This is a genomic window from Paenibacillus alvei DSM 29 (assembly GCF_000293805.1).
Classification (GTDB): Bacteria; Bacillota; Bacilli; order Paenibacillales; family Paenibacillaceae; genus Paenibacillus_B; species Paenibacillus_B alvei.
Map to the genome: position 1 here is coordinate 104,276 of NZ_AMBZ01000002.1, position 21,569 is coordinate 125,844.

Consider the following 21,569-nt stretch of genomic DNA (forward strand, 5'->3'; position numbering starts at 1 on the left):
GTTAAGATGAAAGGGTACGATTGTTAATTACTTTTCGTGTTCTGTCGAATTGCCGTAATCCCTTTTGCTAAAGCGTTAAGAAGAAGTGCCACAGACATTTTTAACCCCATTCCCGCATACATAAGCCCATTTACCCAGAAAGGGTACTTTTTACAAAAATGCTTATTGTACAGAACAAAGAAAGCTCTATGAAATTCATACGTAATCTTGAATGGTTTATTACGACTACTGGCTCGTTTATAATGAATAATTTGCGTCTTTGGATAGTAATAATTTACCCATCCTGCTTGCTTAATACGGTAGCACCAGTCAACATCTTCACCATACATAAAGAAATTTTCGTCTAACATTCCAACCTGTTCAATAGCCCCACGCCTTACCATCATAAATGCACCTATAAGGCAATCGATTGGAAACTCTTCATCTGGATTTAAATCCTCTCTATGGTAAGCATTTATACGCGGACTCTTTGGAAACAGCTTAGATAATCGAGATACGTAAAAAAACGTAGCAGAAGGAGTCGGAAACCCCCGACGACACGCTTTGTCCAAAGAACCATCTGGCAGCACGACTTTGCAGCCGGACGCCCCTACGTTAGGATGGTCGTCCATAAAACCAATCATGACATCAAGTGTATCAGGTTCAATCACAGTATCTGAATTTAAGAGAAGGACATATCGTCCCTCAGCAATTCGCATACCTTGATTGTTTGCTTTGGAAAAGCCGAGATTATTCGTATTAGAAATTAATCTTACTTGGGGATACCTGTCAGCAATAGCTTCAGCCGAGTTATCATGCGAACCATTGTCGATCAAAATAACCTCGATTTGATAGTTAGTAATTGACTGATATACCGATGACAAGCAATTAAGGGTTAGTTGCTTCGTGTTATAATTAACGATAATGACAGATAAATCGATCATTTCAATATGTCTCCCTTAATCATCATAAATCGAAAAACAAAGTTGTCCAGTCTGGATTGGCGGTATAGCCGTGTGTTGAATGCATAACTCGCTCTCCTCACTATTCCGCGATTCGTAAGAAGAAATTCTTCTAGTTCCGATTGGAATTCCAGAGGCAATTCCTTTCCCCAGCACCGTTCAAATTCTTTTGCTTGGTTCCACAATATTTTTTGAGCTCTATGTTTTTTATAGTTCCTCCATTTTTTACCCACTTATCATAGAAACCTTGCTGTCCACCGATAACATTGTTTTGATGCTGTCGATAATAGATATACGGCTTATCATCATAAATCACTTTTCCATACGCAGAAACGACCAAATATGCCCACCAGTCATGCATTACAATACGTTTCGTGTTCGGTAGATTCTGTTGTAGTATATTAACAGCCAAGCAATTTAACACTGTAGTCGCTCCAACTGCAATATTCTCTACCAAAGCATTTAAGAATGACGTTCCTCGATGTGGGGCAGGGGGCCAAATATTAAGCGGCTCCATCGTTTCAGTAACCATTTGAGTTGGGCATACGTACATCATTGGATTCTGACCGGCCCGCTCATTTAACAAATATATGGCCCTTTCCAACTTTTCCGCCATCCAGACATCATCTTGATCACAAAAACATACGTACTCTGCATCACTATGAGTATGACGCGATAGCAGGTTAAAAAAGCTCGCGATAACTCCAATGTTTTCTTCGTAAAACGCCTCGATTTTATCTGGGAACTTAGCTACATATTCTTGGATTATTGCTACTGTATTGTCGGATGAGCCGTCGTCTCGTATCGTGATAAAAAGATGCGGATGGGTTTGCTCCAATAGACTATTAAGTTGTTCCGCTAAATATTTTTCCCCATTATAGGTTGAAAGCAGAACTTGGACTTTTCCTCCCCGCTCCCCCATAGCTCATTCATCCCCAATTCTTAAGATATCTTTGTTTATATATTCCTTCAGTGCCTCCCGCCAACTTCTCAAAGGATCGAAGCCATTTACTCTAATAGCCATTGACTCCATTGCTGAGTATCGTGGCCTTGTCGCCGGACGTTGAAATTGCTCCGTAGTACATGGTTCGACTATGACAGGGATATTGGATAGTTCGAATATCGCCTGAGCAAATTCATACCATGTACATATTCCAGTGTTTGAGGCGTGATAAATGCCATACTTTTCAGATGCTACAAGCTTTTCTAAAAATAAGGCAAGATCCCACGTATACGTTGGTGATCCCCACTGATCATTAACAACCTGTAGGCAATCGCACTCTTTTCCCAGTTTGACCATCGTATTGACGAAGTTAGTACCTGTTGCTCCATATACCCAGGAAGTTCTTACGATGAACCAACGAGAACAGAGAAACTGTACTAATTGCTCCCCTGCCCGCTTTGATTTTCCGTATACGGTTAATGGATTTGTATTGTCATATTCATAATAAGGACTAGTATTGGTTCCGTCAAACACGTAGTCCGTACTAATGTAACATACTTTTGCCTTTACCCGTTCAGCAGCGGCAGCAATGTTTCTGGTTCCGATTGCGTTAACCAAATAAGCGCTATCTATATCTTTTTCTGCATTATCTACTGCTGTATATGCCGCACAGTGTAAGATTGTATCTGGTTTCAATTCTGTAATGGTGTCACTGCACAATTTCTCATCCGTAATATCCAATTGGGTTCTGTTTAATCCGACTACCTCATGTCCCTTTTTAGAAAAAAGACGTAATACGTCCATACCCAATTGCCCATTAGCGCCTGTTATAAGTATTTTCATTTTATCTTGTACCCCAGTCGTTTTGCATATTGCTGCTCATAATATTCTTGATACGCTCCAGACTGTATTCGTTCCCACCATATTCGGTTATTTAAGTACCACTCTATCGTTTCGTTAATTCCAGTTTCGAAAATATGTTTGGGTTTCCACCCGAGCTCACTCATTATCTTGGTAGCATCAATACCATATCGACGGTCATGTCCAAGTCGATCTTCAACGAACTGGATTAATGAATCCGACTTTCCAAGTCGCTCTAATATCGTCTTCACTATATGAATGTTCGAATGCTCATTGCTACCGCCAATGTTGTAAATCTCTCCACTTCGCCCTCCATGAATTACTAAATCGATGGCACTACAATGATCCTCAACGTACAACCAATCTCTAATATTTTGACCATCCCCATAAACAGGAAGTTTTTTCCATTCAAGGCATTAGCAATCATCAATGGAATAAGCTTTTCCGGAAATTGATACGGTCCATAGTTATTCGAACAACGCGTGATATTTACAGCAAGGCCATATGTTTCATGGTATGCCCGAACAAGCAAGTCACCTCCGGCCTTACTAGCGGAATAAGGGCTATTGGGCGCAAGTGGAGTCGTTTCTGCAAATAATCCCGTTTCCCCTAGCGAACCATATACTTCATCTGTTGACACTTGAACAAATTTTGTGACGCCATACTTTTTAGATGCATCGAGCAATATTTGCGTACCAAGCACATTCGTTTTTATAAAGATATCAGGCTCTAAAATACTACGGTCCACATGAGATTCTGCTGCAAAATTGACGACAACATCAAAGCCTTCTTTAAATATATGTTCCATTGATTGAACATCTGCAATATCCGCTTTTACAAAGCGATAGTTCAGATTATTATGAATGTCTGCTAAGTTTTCAAGATTACCGGCATATGTTAATACATCTACGTTTACAATTTGATAATCAGGATACTTTTTTAGCATGTAGATGATGAAGTTGCTTCCGATAAATCCTGCACCGCCAGTTACGAGTAACCTCATAAGACATATCTCCTATTCAAAACCATTAATTTCTGCTTCTTTAAGAACGGGAAGTAACCTATCCTTATCCGACAATATCGGCTTTGATGTTGGCCAATCAATGCCTAAGGATGGATCATCCCATCTAATTCCCCGATCATGATCTGGCGAATAATATTCATCTACTTTATATAACACCTGTGTATTAGGGGTAAGCGTACAAAATCCATGTGCAAATCCTTTAGGTACCAATAGCTGCCGGTGATTATGTTCACTAAGGATTACTCCAACCCACTGTCCAAAGGTTGATGAGCTTTTTCGAATATCGACTATGACATCATATATGGCGCCAGATATCACTCTAATTAACTTCGTTTGCGCCTTAGGATTAAGCTGGAAATGCAATCCTCGAATTACACCTGTTTCTAAAGATAATGATTGATTGTCTTGGATAAAATTGAAATATATCCCTAGTTCGTTTAATTTTTTTACTATAGCTTTCCATAAAAAAACCCCGGTGATCTCCATGAATCACCGGTTCGATAATATATGCATCTTTAAGGGGCAAAGCTTTTACGTTCATACATTTCCACTCCTTACAGCTTCAGTTTACCAAACTCTTCGCCAAGTCTAATGTCTTTTGCAAGCTCATTCGCTCTTGCTAGCGATACATGCGTACCTGCATCAGTCCACCAGCCTTGAAGGACATCGAATGTCAGCCCATTTTGTTTTATATATACATTATTTACGTCTGTAATTTCAAGTTCTCCACGACCGGAAGGCTTTAAAGTCTTAATAATATCAAACACAGTATGATCAAACATATAGATACCAGTTACTGCATAGTTGCTTTTTGGTTTTTGTGGTTTTTCCTCAATAGAAACAATGTGTTCTCCTTGCAGTTCTGCCACGCCATAACGATTTGGATCATGTACTTCTTGAAGAAGAATTTTTGCTCCTCGCTTTTGATCTCTAAAATTCTCCACATAAATGGAAATGTCATCTTCAAATACATTATCACCTAATATAACTACCATTTGGTCATTACCTACGAATTGTTCAGCCAATCCAAGTGCTTGCGCAATTCCACCTGCCTCGTCTTGTACTTTGTATGTAAAGGAAACCCCCCATCTCACTTCCGCTTCCTAGGAGGTTTACTACTTCCCCCATATGATCTCTACCCGTTACAATAAGAATGTCTGTTATATCTGCTGTTTTTAACTTATTTATCGAATAATATATCATTGGATATTTACCAACAGGCAATAGGTGTTTATTGGTGACTTTAGTTAAAGGAAAAAGGCGAGATCCCGTCCCGCCCGCTAAAATAATACCTTTCATTAAAAGTTCCTCCTATTCACAAAATCAGCAATAACATTATATAGTTCATTTTATATGGTTATTTAGAATTGACTGTACTTCTAATATTCTTTTTCCCCAACTATTGTTACTGATAAATTGTGCGATTTCTTCTTTTGACTTTCTAGGATTCGAACAGTTCTTTATTTTCGTAATAATGTCAATCAAATCATCACTAGTTGAATATAAATATACAAAATCACTAAACTTTAATGTTTCAGGATACTCTACAACAATTGTAGGCTTTCCAAGGGCAATATACTCATAAATTTTAACCGGGTCAACTGACAAAATAAGATCGTCAACAACAAATGGCATTATAAAAGCGTTAGCCTTACAACTTATTTTGAGTAAGTCCTCATGCTTAACAACTCCTTTATATTGGATTCTGGGATGTAAAGGTACTTCAACTTCCTTTGGTCCGTAAAATAAAAACTCGATGTCACTAAAATAATTTCCTATTTTTACAACAACATCGAAGTCGATCCAACTTCCAATTGTCCCAAAATAAACAATAGTAAAAAAGCTTTCTGGATCATTAGCTTTAGTTGTTAACATTTTATTTGAAAATGTTTTTAAATCCATCGCGTTATTTATAATATGAATATCTTGCTCAGCACCCCTTTCCTCCATTTTTTTTGACAAATTAAATGATGACGTAAATACAACGTCTGCCCGTGCAAGAAGTTGTTTTTCTAGATTATACACATAATTTATTACAGCTTTATTCTGAGGGAATGAAATAACATCATCCATACAGTCGTATACAATAACTTGGGAAAAATGAATTTTATTTAAATCAATAAATTGAAGCATTATTGGGGATGTAATCCATATCACATCATATTCCCTTCTATATATTTCACTTACAACATTAGAGTTTATTAATTTCTCGATGTTATTTAATAACTTACTCCGGGCAGACAAGGGCATTTTTATAATTGTTTCAATATTATTAAATTGTGCAGATAAACTATTATTAACTAAGTCTTTACTAGTTATCTTTTTAATATAAAACAAATCTACATCAAAGCACCTAGTCAATTCTTCGGCCATAAAATGCGGACGTTGCTTAATCCAGTTCCAATCCACATGCATTAAGTATGCCATTCGATTAGACATTTGTTCCACTCCACATTTTGTAATTATAAAGATATAGGAATATATACTTTATTTATTTTTAAAGGTACCCCCTGAAAGAATAACTCTATACATAATAATAAAAACTAAAAAGTCAAACACGACATTAAACATATAGAGCTGCTTAGCAGTATCCAGTCCACCATCTCCAATAGTCGGAAGTACGTACTGTATGCCACAAAAAATAATTAAAGTTGCAATATACAAACAAGCAATCCTATTTTGTATTTGATTATTTTTGAAATATTTGTAAGTAGCTACAAATAGATAAAGGAAAAAGAAAGTTAAAACAAACACAAATCTTTTGGGGATCATAATTTTTTTAAATGCATAGTACCCTGAAAAGAATTCTGCGGAGACAGCGTCTTGACTAAAGGTTTTCGTCCGATTCCCTAAATGTTCGGGCTTATTGATAAACGTGACTTCTCCAGTTGAAAACATACGTGTCATTAACAAATCAGGATGCCTCAAATAAAATAATACAATGTCTTTTTTCCAATTTTATTATAAAAATCCCTTCTGAATTCTTCTGAGTTTATATCAATTGGGTAATCACTTTGGAAGCCATTGGTACCAGCTAATGCTTTATACTTTTGATCTAGGCCCAATTCACGAAGAAAATCTCCAGCAGTTTCTTCATTTTTCAAAATTCCGCCAAATACAGAATTATATGTAGTAACTTCACTTAAATATTTGGGTTGTATAAAAAACAGGATGCTATTTATACCAATCATTAAAGTAAAACAAATAGTTAATATGATGCGGCTTCTTTTTGTATTATAGAATTTAAAAAGATACAGAAATAGAGGTAAAAACAAAATAGCTAAAGGAGCATATTGAATTTTTGATCCTAAAAATAATGTTGTACTGATAAAAAATAAAATTCCGTCAAGTAATTTCGGTTCCTTCCTTTTTAAAATTGATGATAAAAATGAAAGAGATAAAATAAAAAAACATATGCATTAGGTTCGGCATATAAACTATTAAAATAAAGAATATTTGAACTATCAGCAATAATCAGTGTCAAAAGTGTAAAGATAATTATGTTAATCCAAACATTTTTGGTTTTTAAGTTTTTCATAAGTATAAACATACCTAGTAAAAGTAACACTATATAGATAAACGATAAGAATCGAATATCAAATTTATCACTGGAATATACAATAACATTGATAGTTTTAGCTAAAAGTACGGTTAGAACATGAGTGTTTAAGTAATTGTTATCAATAGTCGGCAAAGGATTTAAAATATCATATTTATGGTTTACATATTTAAAATATAAATCATCATAAGTTTTATCTTGCTCATACCACATATGAGTAGGTCTTAAAACTCTATTAAAATCACCATTGTCAGCTATCCCTGCAATTTCCCCATTAAATAATATTATTGTTATTACAATTAAGGTTATAGATATAAATACCATTTCTAGTTTGATTTTACCCTTCAAAATGCGCATTTTTACCCCCTGTTTCCTTTTACTTGTTATGTAACTCAATGATTCCCTTATAGATTAAAAATTCCTTTTAAATAAATTATACATACAAAACACCCCCCTGAAGGAGGTGTTTTGTAATTTTGAAATTATCTTTCACGTTTTTTTAAGTCATTACGTTTAATTTCAATAAGTTTTTCATAAGCCTCGATATTTGATTTTTTATAAACCAAATCAATAGAACTTTCTTCTGTAATTTTATCCTTGTTAGTTTTAGAATATTCCTCTTTTAAAATATTTAAATGCTCAATATCATAATCAAGATTAGATTCCATAGGGGCATATAAATCTACTTGTAGCTGATAGTTGGTAATCAAACTACTTAACATAGTTTTTTGAACATGTTCAATTGTGTATCTTGAATGATCTACATCGTGAATTACTTTCATTTTTGGATTTAATGCAACTTTGTATCCAATTTCTTTCATCATAAATGAGACTACAATTTCCTCTCCGCCAGCATAATCATTTCCTTTACGTCCATATGACGTTCTAAAACCACCTATCCGAAGCAATGAATCTTTCCTAACAGCATAATTTGCTCCGTATGGGAACTCCCATTGATAATTTGAATATTTTATTTCATTATCACTAATAATTAACTGACTCCAATATGCTTCTGTACCTGGTCTTACAATACCCGGCACAGGATCAGGCAAATTAAGAATGATGTTACCTCCAACTACACCTAGCTTGGAATCGGAACTAAAGCAATTGTATGTCTCTTCGAGAAGATTATCATCCGCAAGCGCATCATCATCAATGTATAAAATAATTTCCCCTCTGGCAGAGAACATCCCTACATTGCGCGCGAATGAAAGGCCCTTTAAAGGAGCAACATGATATCGAATAAAGTCCTCCGTTAGATTAAATTTCTCCTTATATTCTTGAACCAATTGTAATATTTCATTATTGTATATATCATTATTGACTATTATTATCTCATAGTCATTTTTCAAAAAGCTTTGATTCACTACTGAAGCTAATGCGTTTGCTAACTTTTCTGATCTCTTATAGGTACAAATAACAACTGATACCTTTTTTGAATATTCCCTCTTTGTTTCAATCGTTTCTTCAATAAGGTATAAATGATCGTTTTTCACTTTTATACTAATAAGGCTATATAACGATTCAGAATTGGTGACCTGGAACACTTTTTTACTATTAAATACTCCATCATAAATTTTCTCGTCTGTCGAACAGAATAAATCCCAATCTAATGCTGTATTTTTTAATAGTTCATTTTTATTAACACAAATCACTCTATGAGCTTCACTTGGCAAATGATCGGGAAATTTATGAGTCACGTTTTCATTCTCAGATATATATAAATAGCAAATTGGAATAGCTAAATTGTCACTCGTTAATTTACCTAAATCCTCGAGTTCGAGTAATGTGTCCCCTTTCTCCCTAAATTTCTTTTTTATAAATTCTAAATCGCCGTCCCCATCAATAATCCATACTATAGGTGAGAGGTAATAATCTCTTCTATAATCGTCAAGCACCATTAGCTTATACCGATTTGAAGTAATTCCTAGTTCAGAATCCTGCGCAGTTAACGATTTATCATGCCATCGGTAATCATAAATCGGTTCATGAAACGAAGTATGACACAAGTTAAATAAGGAATTCATCCTCATCCAATAATCATAATCCTCTAGGGTGTGTTTGAAACTAGAGTAGTCACCCAATACATGCGCCGCTTTAGCTCTATACATAAACGCCGCGCCTATAGTATTATTAGGGTAAATATTAAGTTCGAGAGTAGTAGTAGGTAAGGACACAACCCCACTCCCTTCCGGGATTTCATACCAACCGTGCCCCCTTATAATCTTCCCATTCGAATCAATAAGATTCATATTGGCATAGACCATACCCAAATTTTCATCTTTCTTTATCTCGTTTACCATATCTTCCAAAAATGATTTATGCAAAATGTTATCTGCACTTGTCCATGTATAAAATTCACCTTTAGCCATTCTAAAGCCTCTAGAAAGAGTTTTAGGTATTTTACTATTTTCTTGGTGAATTACCGTGATTCTACTGTCTCTTTGCTCATATTCATTTAAAATATTTGATGTATTGTCAGTTGAACCGTCGTTAATAATGATAAGTTCAAAATGTCTATATGTTTGTTGTAATATACTTTCAATAGCAGATGATAAGTAGTCTTCTCCGTTATAAACTGGTAATACAACAGAAACTAAATCTTTTTCAAAAGAAAAATTAATATCGTTAAGACTGAATTGGTACGTTTCATTAAACTTCTCTTTAAATCGAAAGAACTTATATTCATACCAGTTCATTATTTCTTCCTGTATAGTATTTTGGGTTTTAATGCTTCTATCCTTAACCTTTTCATTATTCTTCATTTTTTTAAGTATTTCGAAATTTTTAATTTTGATTTTTTGAAAAACACCTTAAACCCATACTGTTTCCATGTTGAGTATCCTTTATGAATATAGATGAGCTTTGACTTATAAAGTAAACCCTTCAATTGATTAGCCACTCTCCATCTTTTAGATAAATAAATATTTTCCAATTCTTGCCTAAGTATCTGATTTTTCAAATCTTTATCATTAACCAATATTTTCAAATTCTCTTCATTTGTTTCGGAGGTTTTTAATTGATTTTCTAGAGTTCTTAATTCATTTTCTAGAGTTTTTAATTCATTTTCTTGAGTTCTTAATTGAACTTCTAATTGATTTTCTAAATCAAATTCCCTTTTGTTAGCATCAATCAGCTTTTTTTCTGTTTCCGATAGCTGAAGTTTTGATGTCAGCAACTCTATTTCCTTATCTTGAAATTCAGAATACAATGAATTATATCTAGTTTGGAATTCATCCTTGATTGATTTTAATTCAGTATTTTCACTACCCAGCCTGTTAATTTCATCCTTGATTTTTTCATAATCATTATTAAGATCATCAAATTTCTGATTTAGTTCAGATATTTTACGCTCCTTGTTTAAAAAATCTTTTACTAAATGATTATGTCCTGCTATATACTTTTCATCTATATTATGATTCAATAAATCATGAATAATATTTATGATTTTGTGAATTGTCGCCTTCCCATTAACAGGAAATAGGTCGTTTGCGAATTCTCTCCTTTTCTTGATGATTGTCTCATCAAATAATGCGGTGAGTAATTTTTCTCTTAATTGTTCTTTTTCTTTTACAACTGGTACAATATTCCCCCTTACCATCTCACCTTCTAGAGATAACAAGCCTTCAAATGAATTAGATTCCATTTGCGGAAATATAACAATAGGCGTATCCGTATATAAAGCATCAAAAATTGCTCCGGAACCGTCTGATAAAATCACATCAGTTCGCGCAATCAAATCTACTAGCGAATCTCTATGGTCGAGAACTTCCGGGAATATCCCCTTTATAAGCTCAACCCTAGCCTGCTCTAAATAGGTTGTTCCGTGGTGAAGCTTAATTGTAATATTAAATTCGTTTCTTAATTGTTCTAATTCACTAATTACTTGTTCAATAGAAGACTCTACACCATAAGTAGGTAAGTATAGTAAATTAGGTCTGTCATTATCTCGACCACTTTTTATTTTCTGAAAGTTCGCAAATTTCAATAGCCCAGTTATTTCACATGCTGCATAAGTACGAAGAACTGAATAATCATAAGTAGAGTTACATAAGATATAATCGAACCGCAAACTCCAAGCACCGAAATTCCAATTTGGCTTAGCCATGCCATACTGGTATCGAATAGTATATACGGAGTCAACTTCAATATAATATGGCAGATATGGATAAAAAGCTATCGTGTAATTTTTTGCGGTTTATCATTTATTAATTCGACTTTTTGATGAATACTTTTTAAAAATTCATAAGTATCTGCAGCCATATCACGCCACTTGTCTTCATATATTTCCGGAATAAATAGATCATAACCAATATTCAATCTTTCAAGCTCTCTTAAAACTGGCTTAATGGTTTCATATAATACTGTATTATGAATGACAAAGGCTATCGGCTCATTATTTATTGCTCGCACGATAATTATCCCTCTTCTTTATAATAATATTTACAAGTCATTCCTTAATTTTATTAATGTCTCGTTTAATAAGGTGGACGAGGTTCCTTTGGTATACGGAAAATATATTATTTTCACGCCCACCTCTTGAAATTGTTGTTCATATTCTTTCCACCTGTTATTTTCATACCAATCATCACCTACAAATATCACATCAAACTTGATTTTTCTCCATACTTCCATCTTATCTAATGTTTCCTGCGGTATTACAGCATCAACATATTTGATACTTCTAACTATTTCCATCCTCTCGTTAAAAGGAATTACAGACTTTTTATGCTTGTATGACACTAAATCGTCTGTTGATACGCCAACGACCAATCTATCACATAATGCGCTTGCATTTTTCAACAGGTTTAAATGACCTATATGGAAAAGATCATATACTCCAGAAGTATAACCAATAATCATAAGTTTCCCTCCAACACAGCCAAATTGAAATCAAACCAGCTGTCGTACGAGACACTGTGTGCTTTTTGTCCAGCAAATATATCGGTAAGAGGTACTGGAAAACCAATTTTTTCCTTTCTATTACTTCTACAGGCAGTAAATCCTTGAATATTCTTTTTAAAGGAGCCTTTACAACTTGATTTTCCATTTTATACTCAATAGAAACACCTGAAAGTCTTTCTACCAGTCGAAAGTCCAAAAATGGCGATCTTGCCTCAACGGAACACATCATTGTAGAATTATCCAATCTACGAAGTAAACCTCTTAAATGAGCTTCTTGAAAAAATGATGCGACTATGGATATCGGTTTCTGATGTTCTAAGTATGGATTAATTGCATCCTCAATGATCTCAATATCATCATGAGAGCCATATGAATAAAAGTCATTAAATCCTTTTATATCCCAATGAGTGGTTGCAGCTGCCCACTTAAAAATTCGATCATATCCGAAGAACAACTCATCTGCACCTTCTCCACTTAATATTACCGAATTCTCTGATTTTGCTTGGAGTGTCATGAAATATATAAGTACTTCATTAGGTACAGTTAAAAGTTCTTTTCTTTCAGTAATCAACTTCCTCGCAGTTTCTAAAAATTCTTCCCTATTTATCGATATACAATGATGTTCTGTTCCGAATTTATCTGCAGCGATCTTTGACCATTTGAATTCATTTTCATTTGCAAACCCGATAGTCCATGTATGATTTACATTTGCCAATGCAGTAACTATGGTGCTATCCAGTCCTCCACTTAAATAACTTCCTACACTAACATCTGAAATTTTTCGGTAATTAACTGCCGATTCAATTAAATATTTTAATTCCTCGTCTGATGGAGGAGCCTTTTCGCTGTAATTATTTGACCAATACTTAGATATTTTTCCGTTGCAACTGAAGTGGGCAGGTGGGAATTCAAGAATGTTCTTATATATCGTACGGTTATTAAAAAAATTTCTCATTTTTTTATATTGGCGTATTGCTGTTTCGTCTAGATTTGCTGAAGTAAATTTAAGTAGAGGAGCAACTTCTGAACTGATAATTAATTCATTATTCTGTTGCACATAGTATAACGGCTTAATTCCCAACCTATCTCTAGCAATAAAATATTCATTCGTTAAAGTATCCAAAATAATCAAACTAAACATGCCATTCAGCTTGTTTAGCATTGAAGAACCTATTTTTAAATATAATTTTAATATTAGCTCAGTATCTGAACTCGTTTTCATTTCGATCATATACTGACTGGCTAACTCCTTATAATTATAAACTTCACCATTATATATCATTACATATCTTTGATCATCCGAGAAAAAGGGCTGGTTCGCCCGTGAATCCAGATCCATAATACTCAAACGATTGTGACCTAGCATGAAATCATTGTGCTGAAAAAAGCAAAGGGGGGCATCAGGGCCCCTATACTTAATAATTTTCAGCGAGTTTATAAATTCGTTTTTGGTAATCCGATTACTTTTTGCAAATAATATGCCGCACATGATATCCCTCTTATATATTTATTACTTGACTTTCAATTTCATTATCTACAAAGATTAATCCTGGAACATAGTTATTCTCAATTTTCCTCACTTCAAAAACAGCCGCAATACTAATGCTGTCAAAATATAGAGGCTCAAAAGGCTTGGGCTTCAAACCAATGGATATTGTATATTTGCCGCTCTCAGATAATAAATTAACAAATTGAAATTTCACTTCTAATATCTCATTTTTCCTCATGGGAGGTAACAGTCTTGCCTTATTATAGATATTCATTCCAAATATATCGACACCATTGTGATTACGAATCATATATCCAATTGTTCCTTCTGTATCGACATCCATATAGTATTGCGCTACTAACCGTAAAGTTACTTTATCCCCAAAAGATAATGTGTTTGTTTTTTTTCCATTGACAAGCAAATCAGCTCGAATGAACCGTGCTTCACCAGTTCCCGAACGAAACTCATTAGCCATTTTAGTAAAATTATTGTCTTCCTGATATAATAATGAAGTGTTATTTTGATCAGAAATGCCACCCTTAACAAACTTATCGAGTGATTGTACACTCTTCATGTCAGCAATTTCTTGATTCATCATATTTTCATAGACCTGAACCACTTTTTTGACGGGACCATAATGAATCATCTTACCCTCGTTTAGCAAAATAGCCGTATCACAAAAGCTCTTTATTGTGTCCATCGAATGCGATACGAATAGTATTGTACAAGTTTGAGATAATTCTTTCATTTTAGTTACGCATTTCGCCTGAAAATAGATGTCCCCAACCGACAGCGCCTCATCCACAATAAGAATCTCTGGTTCCACATTGATGGCTACAGAAAAAGCTAAACGAGCAAACATACCGCTTGAATACATTTTGACAGGCTGATGAATAAATTCCCCGATATCCGCGAAAGAAATGATGTCGTTAATCTTATTATCCATCTCTTCCTTATTATATCCCATCAAAGTACCATTCAAGTAAATATTCTCTATACCAGTTAAATTCGGATTAAATCCTGCTCCTAGTTCTAATAGAGCCGCGATTTTCCCATTTCGAATAATTTCTCCTTCTGTAGGAGTTATCACTCCAGTCACCATCTTTAATAAAGTAGATTTCCCAGAACCATTTTTACCCAATATCCCGACTATCTGTCCCTTATTGACGCTGAAAGAGACATTATCAACAGCCCTAAATTCTTTATGATACTTCTTTTTTGTTAGATTAAACGCCTCTTTAATACGATGTGAAGGATTATCATAAATTTTATAGATCTTAGTTACATTCTTGACTTCTAGCACTGATTTCCCCATTGTCTTCTCCTTTAAAGCACGTCAGCAAAGTGAGAACGCATTTTTTTATATAAAAAGATCCCCAAAAGCGAACTGATTGTCACAAAAGACCAAAAATACAAAGTTTGCCACGGATGATGCCAGAACCACTTGTCATTTATAAAAGTATCTCTATAGCCCTCAACAATATAGAATATAGGATTAACTTTAAAAAATATTTGGTATTCTTTTTCGACAATATTTAAATTCCAAAATATAGGAGTCAACCAAAATAAAAGTTGCAGCATTACAGCTACTATTTGACCAACATCTTTAATAAACACAATAAGCGTAGAAGTAATCAAAGAAAGAGCTAAAGAAAGTGCCATTGAACAAAATAAATAATAAAACAATTGGATATTATATATGTTTGGGTACCAACCATATAAAGCAAACATTAGAAATAGAATTAATATAAAAAACAGATGAACAAATAAAGACGAAATAATTTTTATTACTGGCAGAACACTGACTCGGAACACTATTTTTTAACTAAAAAACTGTTCTCAGTGATCGAGTTTGTAGCGTTTGCCCAGCTTTCTGAAATAAATAACCAGGGAACCATTCCTGACAATAGCCAAAGAACAAACGGAATATTGTCTACAGGTACTGTCTTAAAACCAACTTGAAAAACTGTCCAATATACGAGAATTGAAATTAGTGGATGGACAAATGCCCAAAGAACTCCCATAAAAGAACCTAGGTATTTTGATTTTATATCTTTCTTAGATAACTCCAGTATTAATTTATAGTTTTTAAATACATATGAAATATAGTTCACTTGAAGTTTCACTTCCTAAAACAAATTTGATGATTAAAGAACATTTAGTTAAATGTTTGATATAATATTTACGAATTACTATAGTAAAGAAGCGCAAAAGTTGCCGATGTACCAGCTCCAAAACCACTAAAAATTCTGATAGTTCCTAGGCGGCTTGGATACTTCACTTGGATTTATCCTCTTATTTTTACTTTGTTCCACATTTAAAGTTGCACTGTTTAGCGGAAAACATCCAACTTCGAGTGACCAATATATGTCATCATCGCTCTCAATTATCAATGCGCTGTCCATGGTAATAACTGCATCCCAGCACTTAGCAAAAACATGCTGCTTATCACGTTTATGTATGGGGATTTTTTGTCGCTTTATCTATTATAACGCAAGTCGGTGTCTTAAATCGAACATTAAATCTAGCCATCATGATCATTTCTTTCATTGTCGTCTTTTTAGTTATTCCATCGGTAAGGAAATAGTTGCGTAGCTACGACACTAGTTAGTAAAGTGCTAACTACACAAAAGTAACGTTTACATGAAGCCTTTCTGAGCTGTTTTAATGATGAATGTTCCAATATACAAGTATATGCTGAGTTACTTACTGACTTTCATTTTCTTTGTCAGGCTCATGTTCGTTTTAGAATCCCAAAGAAACTATTTATGTAACGAAAGACTTTAACTCGAACAACCAAGAGCGTCCACGCTAGTAAGTACTCAAAACGATTCTACAATGCCCGGCAATCAAGATGTTACAATAGGCCCAGATCAGAAAAAAGCAAATTGCTAAAATTTCAGTGAGGAATGCGACATATGATAAATATAAAAAAACCGACCCTTATGTGGGTCAGTTTTTATATAAGAGTACGACTATTCATATTTTGTTATGGCCTCTTTCATGAATTTCAACAAATCTTCTTTCAATTCCGGGCGCTGAAGCGCATAATTTAGTGTTGTTTCTATAAAACCTAGCTTTTCCCCTACATCATGCCGTTGTCCTTCGAAATGATATGCAATAATGGCTTCTAATGTACCTAATTTCGCAATAGCATCTGTCAGTTGAATTTCTCCATTTACCCCGATTTCTTGCTGTTCTAATAAATCGAAAATACGAGGAGTTAGTATATAACGACCCATTATCGCCCAATTAGAAGGAGCCACTTTTTTATCAGGTTTTTCGACAAGACGTTCTGCCTTCATGATTCTTTCACTTATTTTGTTACCCGCGATAACCCCATATCGAGAAACCTCTTCCCAAGGAACGGGCTGGACACCAACCACAGAGGACTCATATTGCTCATAAACCTCTAGCATCTGTTTTAGGCAAGGTTTTTCAGCTTGAACAATATCATCGCCAAGTAAAACAGCAAAAGGTTCATTTCCTACAAATTTCCGGGCACACCAGATCGCATGCCCCAAGCCACGCGGTTCTCTTTGACGTATGTAATGAATGTTCGCCATTTCAGAAGATTTTCTAACTTCTTCAAGCAATGCTAGTTTATCTTTTTCTAACAGATTATGTTCAAGTTCAAAATAGTTATCAAAATGGTCTTCAATTGCCCTCTTTCCCTTACCTGTTACTATAATAATATCTTCAATACCTGAGTCTACTGCTTCCTCAACGATATATTGAATAGTTGGTTTATCTACTATAGGAAGCATCTCTTTCGGCATTGCTTTTGTTGCCGGTATAAATCGTGTCCCCAACCCTGCAGCTGGAATAATCGCTTTTCTAATTTTCATTTTGTTCCTCCAATTAATATCATACCTCTATACCGTTTCCTAATAATCATACTATACTAGTATACATGAGATTTTTATAAAACTATAGTAATTTAAAGGAGAATAACATGAGCATACTCGTCACTGGCGGAGCAGGTTACATTGGCTCTCATACCGTACAAGCACTGCTGGAACAAGAGGAGCAAGTCATAGTCGTTGATAACCTTTCTACCGGGCATCAAAATGCAGTAAAGAACGTTGAACTGGTTCAGTGTGATATACGTGACAAGGAAGCACTCGGCCAAGTATTTAGAAAATATAACATTGAAGCCGTTGTTCATTTCGCTGCCAGTTCACTTGTGGGAGAAAGCATGCAGAACCCTGGAAAATACTACGATAACAACTTATATGGAACGTTATGCCTGCTAGAGATAATGGTTCAACACGGGGTTACTAAAATCGTATTTTCCTCCACTGCTGCAACATACGGCAATCCAGAAATCATCCCGATTACAGAAAGCGAAGCAACAAAACCGACAAATGCATACGGCGAAACAAAATTAGCCATGGAATCTATGATGCAATGGTTCGACATTGCTCATGGATTAAAATATGTAGCACTTCGTTATTTTAATGCTGCCGGTGCTCACGAAAATGGGATAATTGGCGAGGATCATCAACCTGAAACACACTTAATTCCTTTAATATTACAAGTTCCATTAGGGAAACGTGATTACATTTCAGTATTCGGAAATGATTATGATACGGCTGATGGTACTTGTATACGCGATTACATTCATGTAAGGGATTTAGCCGATGCCCATATAAAATCAATTTACTACCTGAAATCCGGTGGAGAAAGCGCCATATTCAATTTAGGAAATGGTAACGGATATTCAGTGCTGGAAATGATTAATGCGGCTAGAGCAGTGACTGGACACCCGATTCCAGCGAAAATGGAAGAACGTCGAGCAGGTGATCCTGCTGTCTTGGTGGCTAACGCACAAAAATCCAGAGAGATACTAAAATGGGAACCTAAATGGACAAGCATCGAAGAAATTATTTATTCAGCCTGGAAGTGGCATTCTGCAAATCCCAATGGCTATGAAAGATAAAAAACAATTCTACATACAAGTAGAGCCTGTAGGCTCTACTTTCTTTTTTGTAATGGACAGTTAGGTCAGTCAAGAGTTTAATAAGTTCATTCAAAAATGATTTGTAGGCCGTTTACCAACTTCAGCTTTTTTTGACCGCTTTTGCATGAGTCATAACGATTGAGCAAATGGTCGAGTACGGAGGTTAAAGATTCATTATTCTCTACAAATGTCTAACTTACAATGACCAAAATCATCACAAGTTCGGAAATCATTTAGTCGTTTTCAGTTGATCCAGTATTTCTGATGATATTTTACATAAAGATATTTATACTCTGTTATAATCCGTCGAAAAATGAGATTAGCTCGTTAATAGTATTTTGTGCTAAAATTGAAAATAAACCTAAAAATAAAGGAGCGTAAAAATTGTCGACATATGGATATACTGGCTCCAAAGCCAAGAAAAACGCCGAAGGCTCCAAAGCGCCTTGGCTGCTGCTTGGAGTCATCATCTTATTTTTACTTTGGTCTACCTTTAAAGTTGCATTATTTAACGGACAAATGGCAGATTTCGATCAACCAATATATGTAGCTGCATTATTTTCCTCTATTATAGCTATGATAGCCATCGCTGTTGGTTGGAAGCAATTTAATTGGTCTAGCCGCAAAGACATATTGTCTCTCTTCGTATTCTTATTGCCTGCCAGCTTCGCGTTATCTATGATAACAGCAGCATCAAATTATTTGGCAGTCAACATGCTAATTATCATGCTGATGTACTGCATATTTTTTGTCGCTTCTTCCATTATAGCGCAAGATAGTGTCGTAAATCGAACATTAAATCTAGCTATCATGATCATTTCTTATATTGTTGTCTTTTTTGGATTATTCCACTGGTTGGGGAATGGACCCGGTGTTACAACGCTTATAAAGTGGCTTGGGATTTCAACAACGCCGTCTGGTGCTTACTTGAATGCAGTTATGAGTGACTCTAATGGTGAACGACTTGCATCTGTCTTCCAATATGCGAATACATACGCTGGATTTCTTATGGCATTTCTATTAGGAGCATTATTCTTCATTAGTAAGTCCCAAAAATGGTGGGGAAAATCGGGCCATGCATTTATGATTGTACCCATTATGTTATCCATCTTTTTAACTTTATCTCGTGGGGGGTTACTCCTCCTCCCTGTTGCATTTATAGTAGTGCTCGTATTTTTAAAACCATATCGTCAATTGATGTGGATTATGCACTTGGCTGTTAGTGGGGTCATTACCGTGTTAATATTGAACCCTGTTACCGACATCGGATTGCAGGTTCAAAAAGAGTTTGCTGCATCTAATTCTTTTAAGGGCTGGGCCTATATCATTATCAGTTCTTTAATCGCTGCAGCAATCTCGTATGCACTTGAACGTTGGGTTTCACCGTGGTTAGAACAAAAAACTACTGCAATTTCTAATAAGCGATGGGGAACTTTCCTAATTCCTGTCGGGGGAGCAGTTTTAGGAGCTCTTCTTTTGTTTGTCCTTATTGGAACGAATATTAAAAATATGCTCCCTGAGAACATTTCGACACGATTAGAAACTATCAACCTCCAACAACATAGTGTTCTCGAACGTATTACTTTTTATAAAGACTCAATGAAGCTCATAGCGGATTATCCTTTCATCGGGGCTGGTGGTGGCGCTTGGGCTGCACTTTATGCGAAGTATGAAAATAACCCTTACGACGTTCAACAGGCACATAGCTTTTATATGCAGTATCTCGTTGAAACCGGGGTTATCGGGATGCTTATTCTGATAGCATTTCTCATCTATATTTATTGGAACTACATTCGCACTTTTATTAATACCACAGATGAAAAACGGGATGATCACTTCCTGTTCTTCATTCTTGCAACGAGTATTCTGATTCACAGTGCGATGGACTTTAATATGAGCTTTGTTTATATAGGCATACTTGTCTTCCTTTGTCTTGGTGGAATGACTGCTTCTATCGATTCAAAACCATTAGATAAAGTTAAGTCAAAGGCAATGCGAACTGTCTTTGCAAGCATTTTTGGTATTGTTAGCATCGGTTTGTTTATCACTTCCATACTCTTTGTTCAGGCATCAAGCTCGTTTGCAAGCGCGAAAGAAACTGTCCTTACAACTCAAGACTTTACCAAAACGATGGTTCAGTTAAGAAAGGCTAAGAGCATCCGCTCTACTCATCCGGAATACGCAGCTTTCGAGGCGAATCTATACATGTCAGTATATCAACAACAAAAAGATGAGCAGTTCTACGCGGAAGCAGAAAAAGTATTGAAAAATGCACTGGGGGATAACCCTCATAATAAGTCGCTGCTATTGCAGCTAATCAAGCTCTATAACATAAAAGGGCTGGACGAACAAGTCTATACCGTATATTCTCAAAACGCATCCAACTTCCCTTGGGACATGAAATGGTACGCTGAATATATGGATAAGGCTTCACTTGAGGGGTATAAAGCTATATCAACAGCACCAGACAAAAAAGATGGGTATTTGAACGAGGTCATCGCCGCGTTTGAGCATGTTAAGGCAAGCGTGGAGCACTTGAAGACATTGCCGAAAGGACAGCTTCAAGGTAATCCATTTTACGTTACTTCTAGTATGGCTATGAATGCTGGGCGCGCATATTTAATGAAGGGTGATCCTGCTAAGGCAGCTGAAGCGATGAAGCCATACTTACAAGAGGACTTAACTAACTCGAACGACCCTGAGAACAGCCCTGAGAACAACCGTGAGCTCGCACGATGGTACGTAGCTGCAACGATCCAACAGGGGCAAGTAGATCAAAATTGGTATGACAAACTTGTTGCATTAGGGTCAGACCAAAAAGAGCAGATTGACCAAATCGCAGGAATGAGATTTAAAGCTGAGTAATTAAATTAATTCTATATAA

General features: G+C 35.4%; 15 protein-coding genes and 4 pseudogenes. 2 read left to right on the forward strand and 17 right to left on the reverse strand.

Annotated features, from left to right (window positions below):
- Positions 1–23: 23 nt before the first annotated feature.
- From PAV_RS06985 to galU, 17 genes and pseudogenes are all read right to left on the reverse strand, one after another.
- The gene (locus PAV_RS06985) at positions 24–923 is read right to left on the reverse strand and encodes a glycosyltransferase family 2 protein (protein ID WP_005544621.1); all 900 of its coding nucleotides are present in this window, start codon (positions 921–923) and stop codon (positions 24–26) included.
- Between the two features lie 130 nt (positions 924–1,053).
- Complete coding sequence (locus tag PAV_RS06990) at positions 1,054–1,863, reverse strand: glycosyltransferase family 2 protein (RefSeq protein ID WP_005544623.1); 810 nt, start codon at positions 1,861–1,863, stop codon at positions 1,054–1,056.
- Between the two features lie 3 nt (positions 1,864–1,866).
- Positions 1,867–2,727, reverse strand: coding sequence for a dTDP-4-dehydrorhamnose reductase (rfbD, locus tag PAV_RS06995; RefSeq protein WP_005544624.1), 861 nt, complete (start codon positions 2,725–2,727; stop codon positions 1,867–1,869).
- Positions 2,724–3,748: pseudogene (rfbB, locus tag PAV_RS07000) on the reverse strand (dTDP-glucose 4,6-dehydratase). The gene rfbD and the pseudogene rfbB overlap by 4 nt, the downstream one beginning before the upstream one ends.
- A gap of 12 nt (positions 3,749–3,760) precedes the next feature.
- Positions 3,761–4,310, reverse strand: a pseudogene (gene rfbC, locus PAV_RS07005) (dTDP-4-dehydrorhamnose 3,5-epimerase).
- A gap of 13 nt (positions 4,311–4,323) precedes the next feature.
- Positions 4,324–5,068 (reverse strand): annotated as a pseudogene (locus tag PAV_RS07010) (sugar phosphate nucleotidyltransferase).
- A gap of 45 nt (positions 5,069–5,113) precedes the next feature.
- A complete protein-coding gene (locus PAV_RS07015; protein ID WP_005544628.1) occupies positions 5,114–6,208 on the reverse strand; it encodes a glycosyltransferase family protein in 1,095 nt (364 codons plus the stop codon).
- A 48-nt stretch (positions 6,209–6,256) separates the two neighbouring features.
- Positions 6,257–7,685, reverse strand: a pseudogene (gene wsfD / locus PAV_RS37855) (glycan biosynthesis hexose transferase WsfD).
- A 125-nt stretch (positions 7,686–7,810) separates the two neighbouring features.
- Positions 7,811–10,027 carry a glycosyltransferase gene (locus PAV_RS36000; RefSeq protein ID WP_238555773.1) on the reverse strand — a complete coding sequence of 739 codons (2,217 nt, stop codon included), beginning with the start codon at positions 10,025–10,027 and terminating at the stop codon, positions 7,811–7,813.
- Positions 10,028–10,089: 62 nt separating this feature from the next.
- Entirely contained in the window at positions 10,090–11,436 is a 1,347-nt protein-coding gene (locus PAV_RS36005) for a CDP-glycerol glycerophosphotransferase family protein (RefSeq protein WP_040735581.1), read from the reverse strand.
- 68 nt (positions 11,437–11,504) lie between these two features.
- Entirely contained in the window at positions 11,505–11,741 is a 237-nt protein-coding gene (locus PAV_RS36010; protein WP_005544629.1) for a hypothetical protein, read from the reverse strand.
- 30 nt (positions 11,742–11,771) lie between these two features.
- Complete coding sequence (locus PAV_RS07050) at positions 11,772–12,191, reverse strand: FAD synthase family protein (protein ID WP_005544631.1); 420 nt, start codon at positions 12,189–12,191, stop codon at positions 11,772–11,774.
- Positions 12,160–13,722, reverse strand: a complete 1,563-nt coding sequence (gene asnB / locus PAV_RS07055; RefSeq protein WP_005544633.1) for an asparagine synthase (glutamine-hydrolyzing) — start codon at positions 13,720–13,722, stop codon at positions 12,160–12,162. The genes PAV_RS07050 and asnB overlap by 32 nt, the downstream gene beginning before the upstream one ends.
- A 10-nt stretch (positions 13,723–13,732) precedes the next feature.
- Complete coding sequence (locus PAV_RS07060) at positions 13,733–15,037, reverse strand: ABC transporter ATP-binding protein (protein WP_005544635.1); 1,305 nt, start codon at positions 15,035–15,037, stop codon at positions 13,733–13,735.
- Between the two features lie 11 nt (positions 15,038–15,048).
- A complete protein-coding gene (locus PAV_RS07065) occupies positions 15,049–15,537 on the reverse strand; it encodes an ABC transporter permease (protein WP_005544636.1) in 489 nt (162 codons plus the stop codon).
- The gene (locus PAV_RS36825) at positions 15,537–15,836 is read right to left on the reverse strand and encodes an ABC transporter permease (protein WP_005544637.1); all 300 of its coding nucleotides are present in this window, start codon (positions 15,834–15,836) and stop codon (positions 15,537–15,539) included. Before PAV_RS36825 ends, PAV_RS07065 begins: the two co-directional genes overlap by 1 nt.
- A gap of 861 nt (positions 15,837–16,697) precedes the next feature.
- The gene (gene galU / locus PAV_RS07070; protein WP_005544638.1) at positions 16,698–17,570 is read right to left on the reverse strand and encodes a UTP--glucose-1-phosphate uridylyltransferase GalU; all 873 of its coding nucleotides are present in this window, start codon (positions 17,568–17,570) and stop codon (positions 16,698–16,700) included.
- A gap of 107 nt (positions 17,571–17,677) precedes the next feature.
- On the opposite strand from galU, the gene galE reads away from it, so the two are divergent.
- The gene (gene galE, locus PAV_RS07075; protein ID WP_005544640.1) at positions 17,678–18,664 is read left to right on the forward strand and encodes a UDP-glucose 4-epimerase GalE; all 987 of its coding nucleotides are present in this window, start codon (positions 17,678–17,680) and stop codon (positions 18,662–18,664) included.
- A 405-nt stretch (positions 18,665–19,069) separates the two neighbouring features.
- On the forward strand, positions 19,070–21,550 hold the full coding sequence (locus tag PAV_RS07080; RefSeq protein ID WP_005544643.1) for an O-antigen ligase family protein: 2,481 nt from the start codon (positions 19,070–19,072) through the stop codon (positions 21,548–21,550).
- The last annotated feature ends 19 nt before the right edge of the window (positions 21,551–21,569 follow it).

Bases quoted from the DNA above. Each gene is read 5' to 3' on its own strand.
- PAV_RS06985 (WP_005544621.1), bottom strand. From the start codon at position 923: ATGATCGATTTATCTGTCATTATCGTTAATTATAACACGAAGCAACTA.
- PAV_RS06990 (WP_005544623.1), bottom strand. From the start codon at position 1,863: ATGGGGGAGCGGGGAGGAAAAGTCCAAGTTCTGCTTTCAACCTATAAT.
- rfbD (WP_005544624.1), bottom strand. From the start codon at position 2,727: ATGAAAATACTTATAACAGGCGCTAATGGGCAATTGGGTATGGACGTA.
- PAV_RS07015 (WP_005544628.1), bottom strand. From the start codon at position 6,208: ATGTCTAATCGAATGGCATACTTAATGCATGTGGATTGGAACTGGATT.
- PAV_RS36000 (WP_238555773.1), bottom strand. From the start codon at position 10,027: ATGAACTGGTATGAATATAAGTTCTTTCGATTTAAAGAGAAGTTTAAT.
- PAV_RS36005 (WP_040735581.1), bottom strand. From the start codon at position 11,436: ATGGCTAAGCCAAATTGGAATTTCGGTGCTTGGAGTTTGCGGTTCGAT.
- PAV_RS07050 (WP_005544631.1), bottom strand. From the start codon at position 12,191: ATGATTATTGGTTATACTTCTGGAGTATATGATCTTTTCCATATAGGT.
- asnB (WP_005544633.1), bottom strand. From the start codon at position 13,722: ATGTGCGGCATATTATTTGCAAAAAGTAATCGGATTACCAAAAACGAA.
- PAV_RS07060 (WP_005544635.1), bottom strand. From the start codon at position 15,037: ATGGGGAAATCAGTGCTAGAAGTCAAGAATGTAACTAAGATCTATAAA.
- galU (WP_005544638.1), bottom strand. From the start codon at position 17,570: ATGAAAATTAGAAAAGCGATTATTCCAGCTGCAGGGTTGGGGACACGA.
- galE (WP_005544640.1), top strand. From the start codon at position 17,678: ATGAGCATACTCGTCACTGGCGGAGCAGGTTACATTGGCTCTCATACC.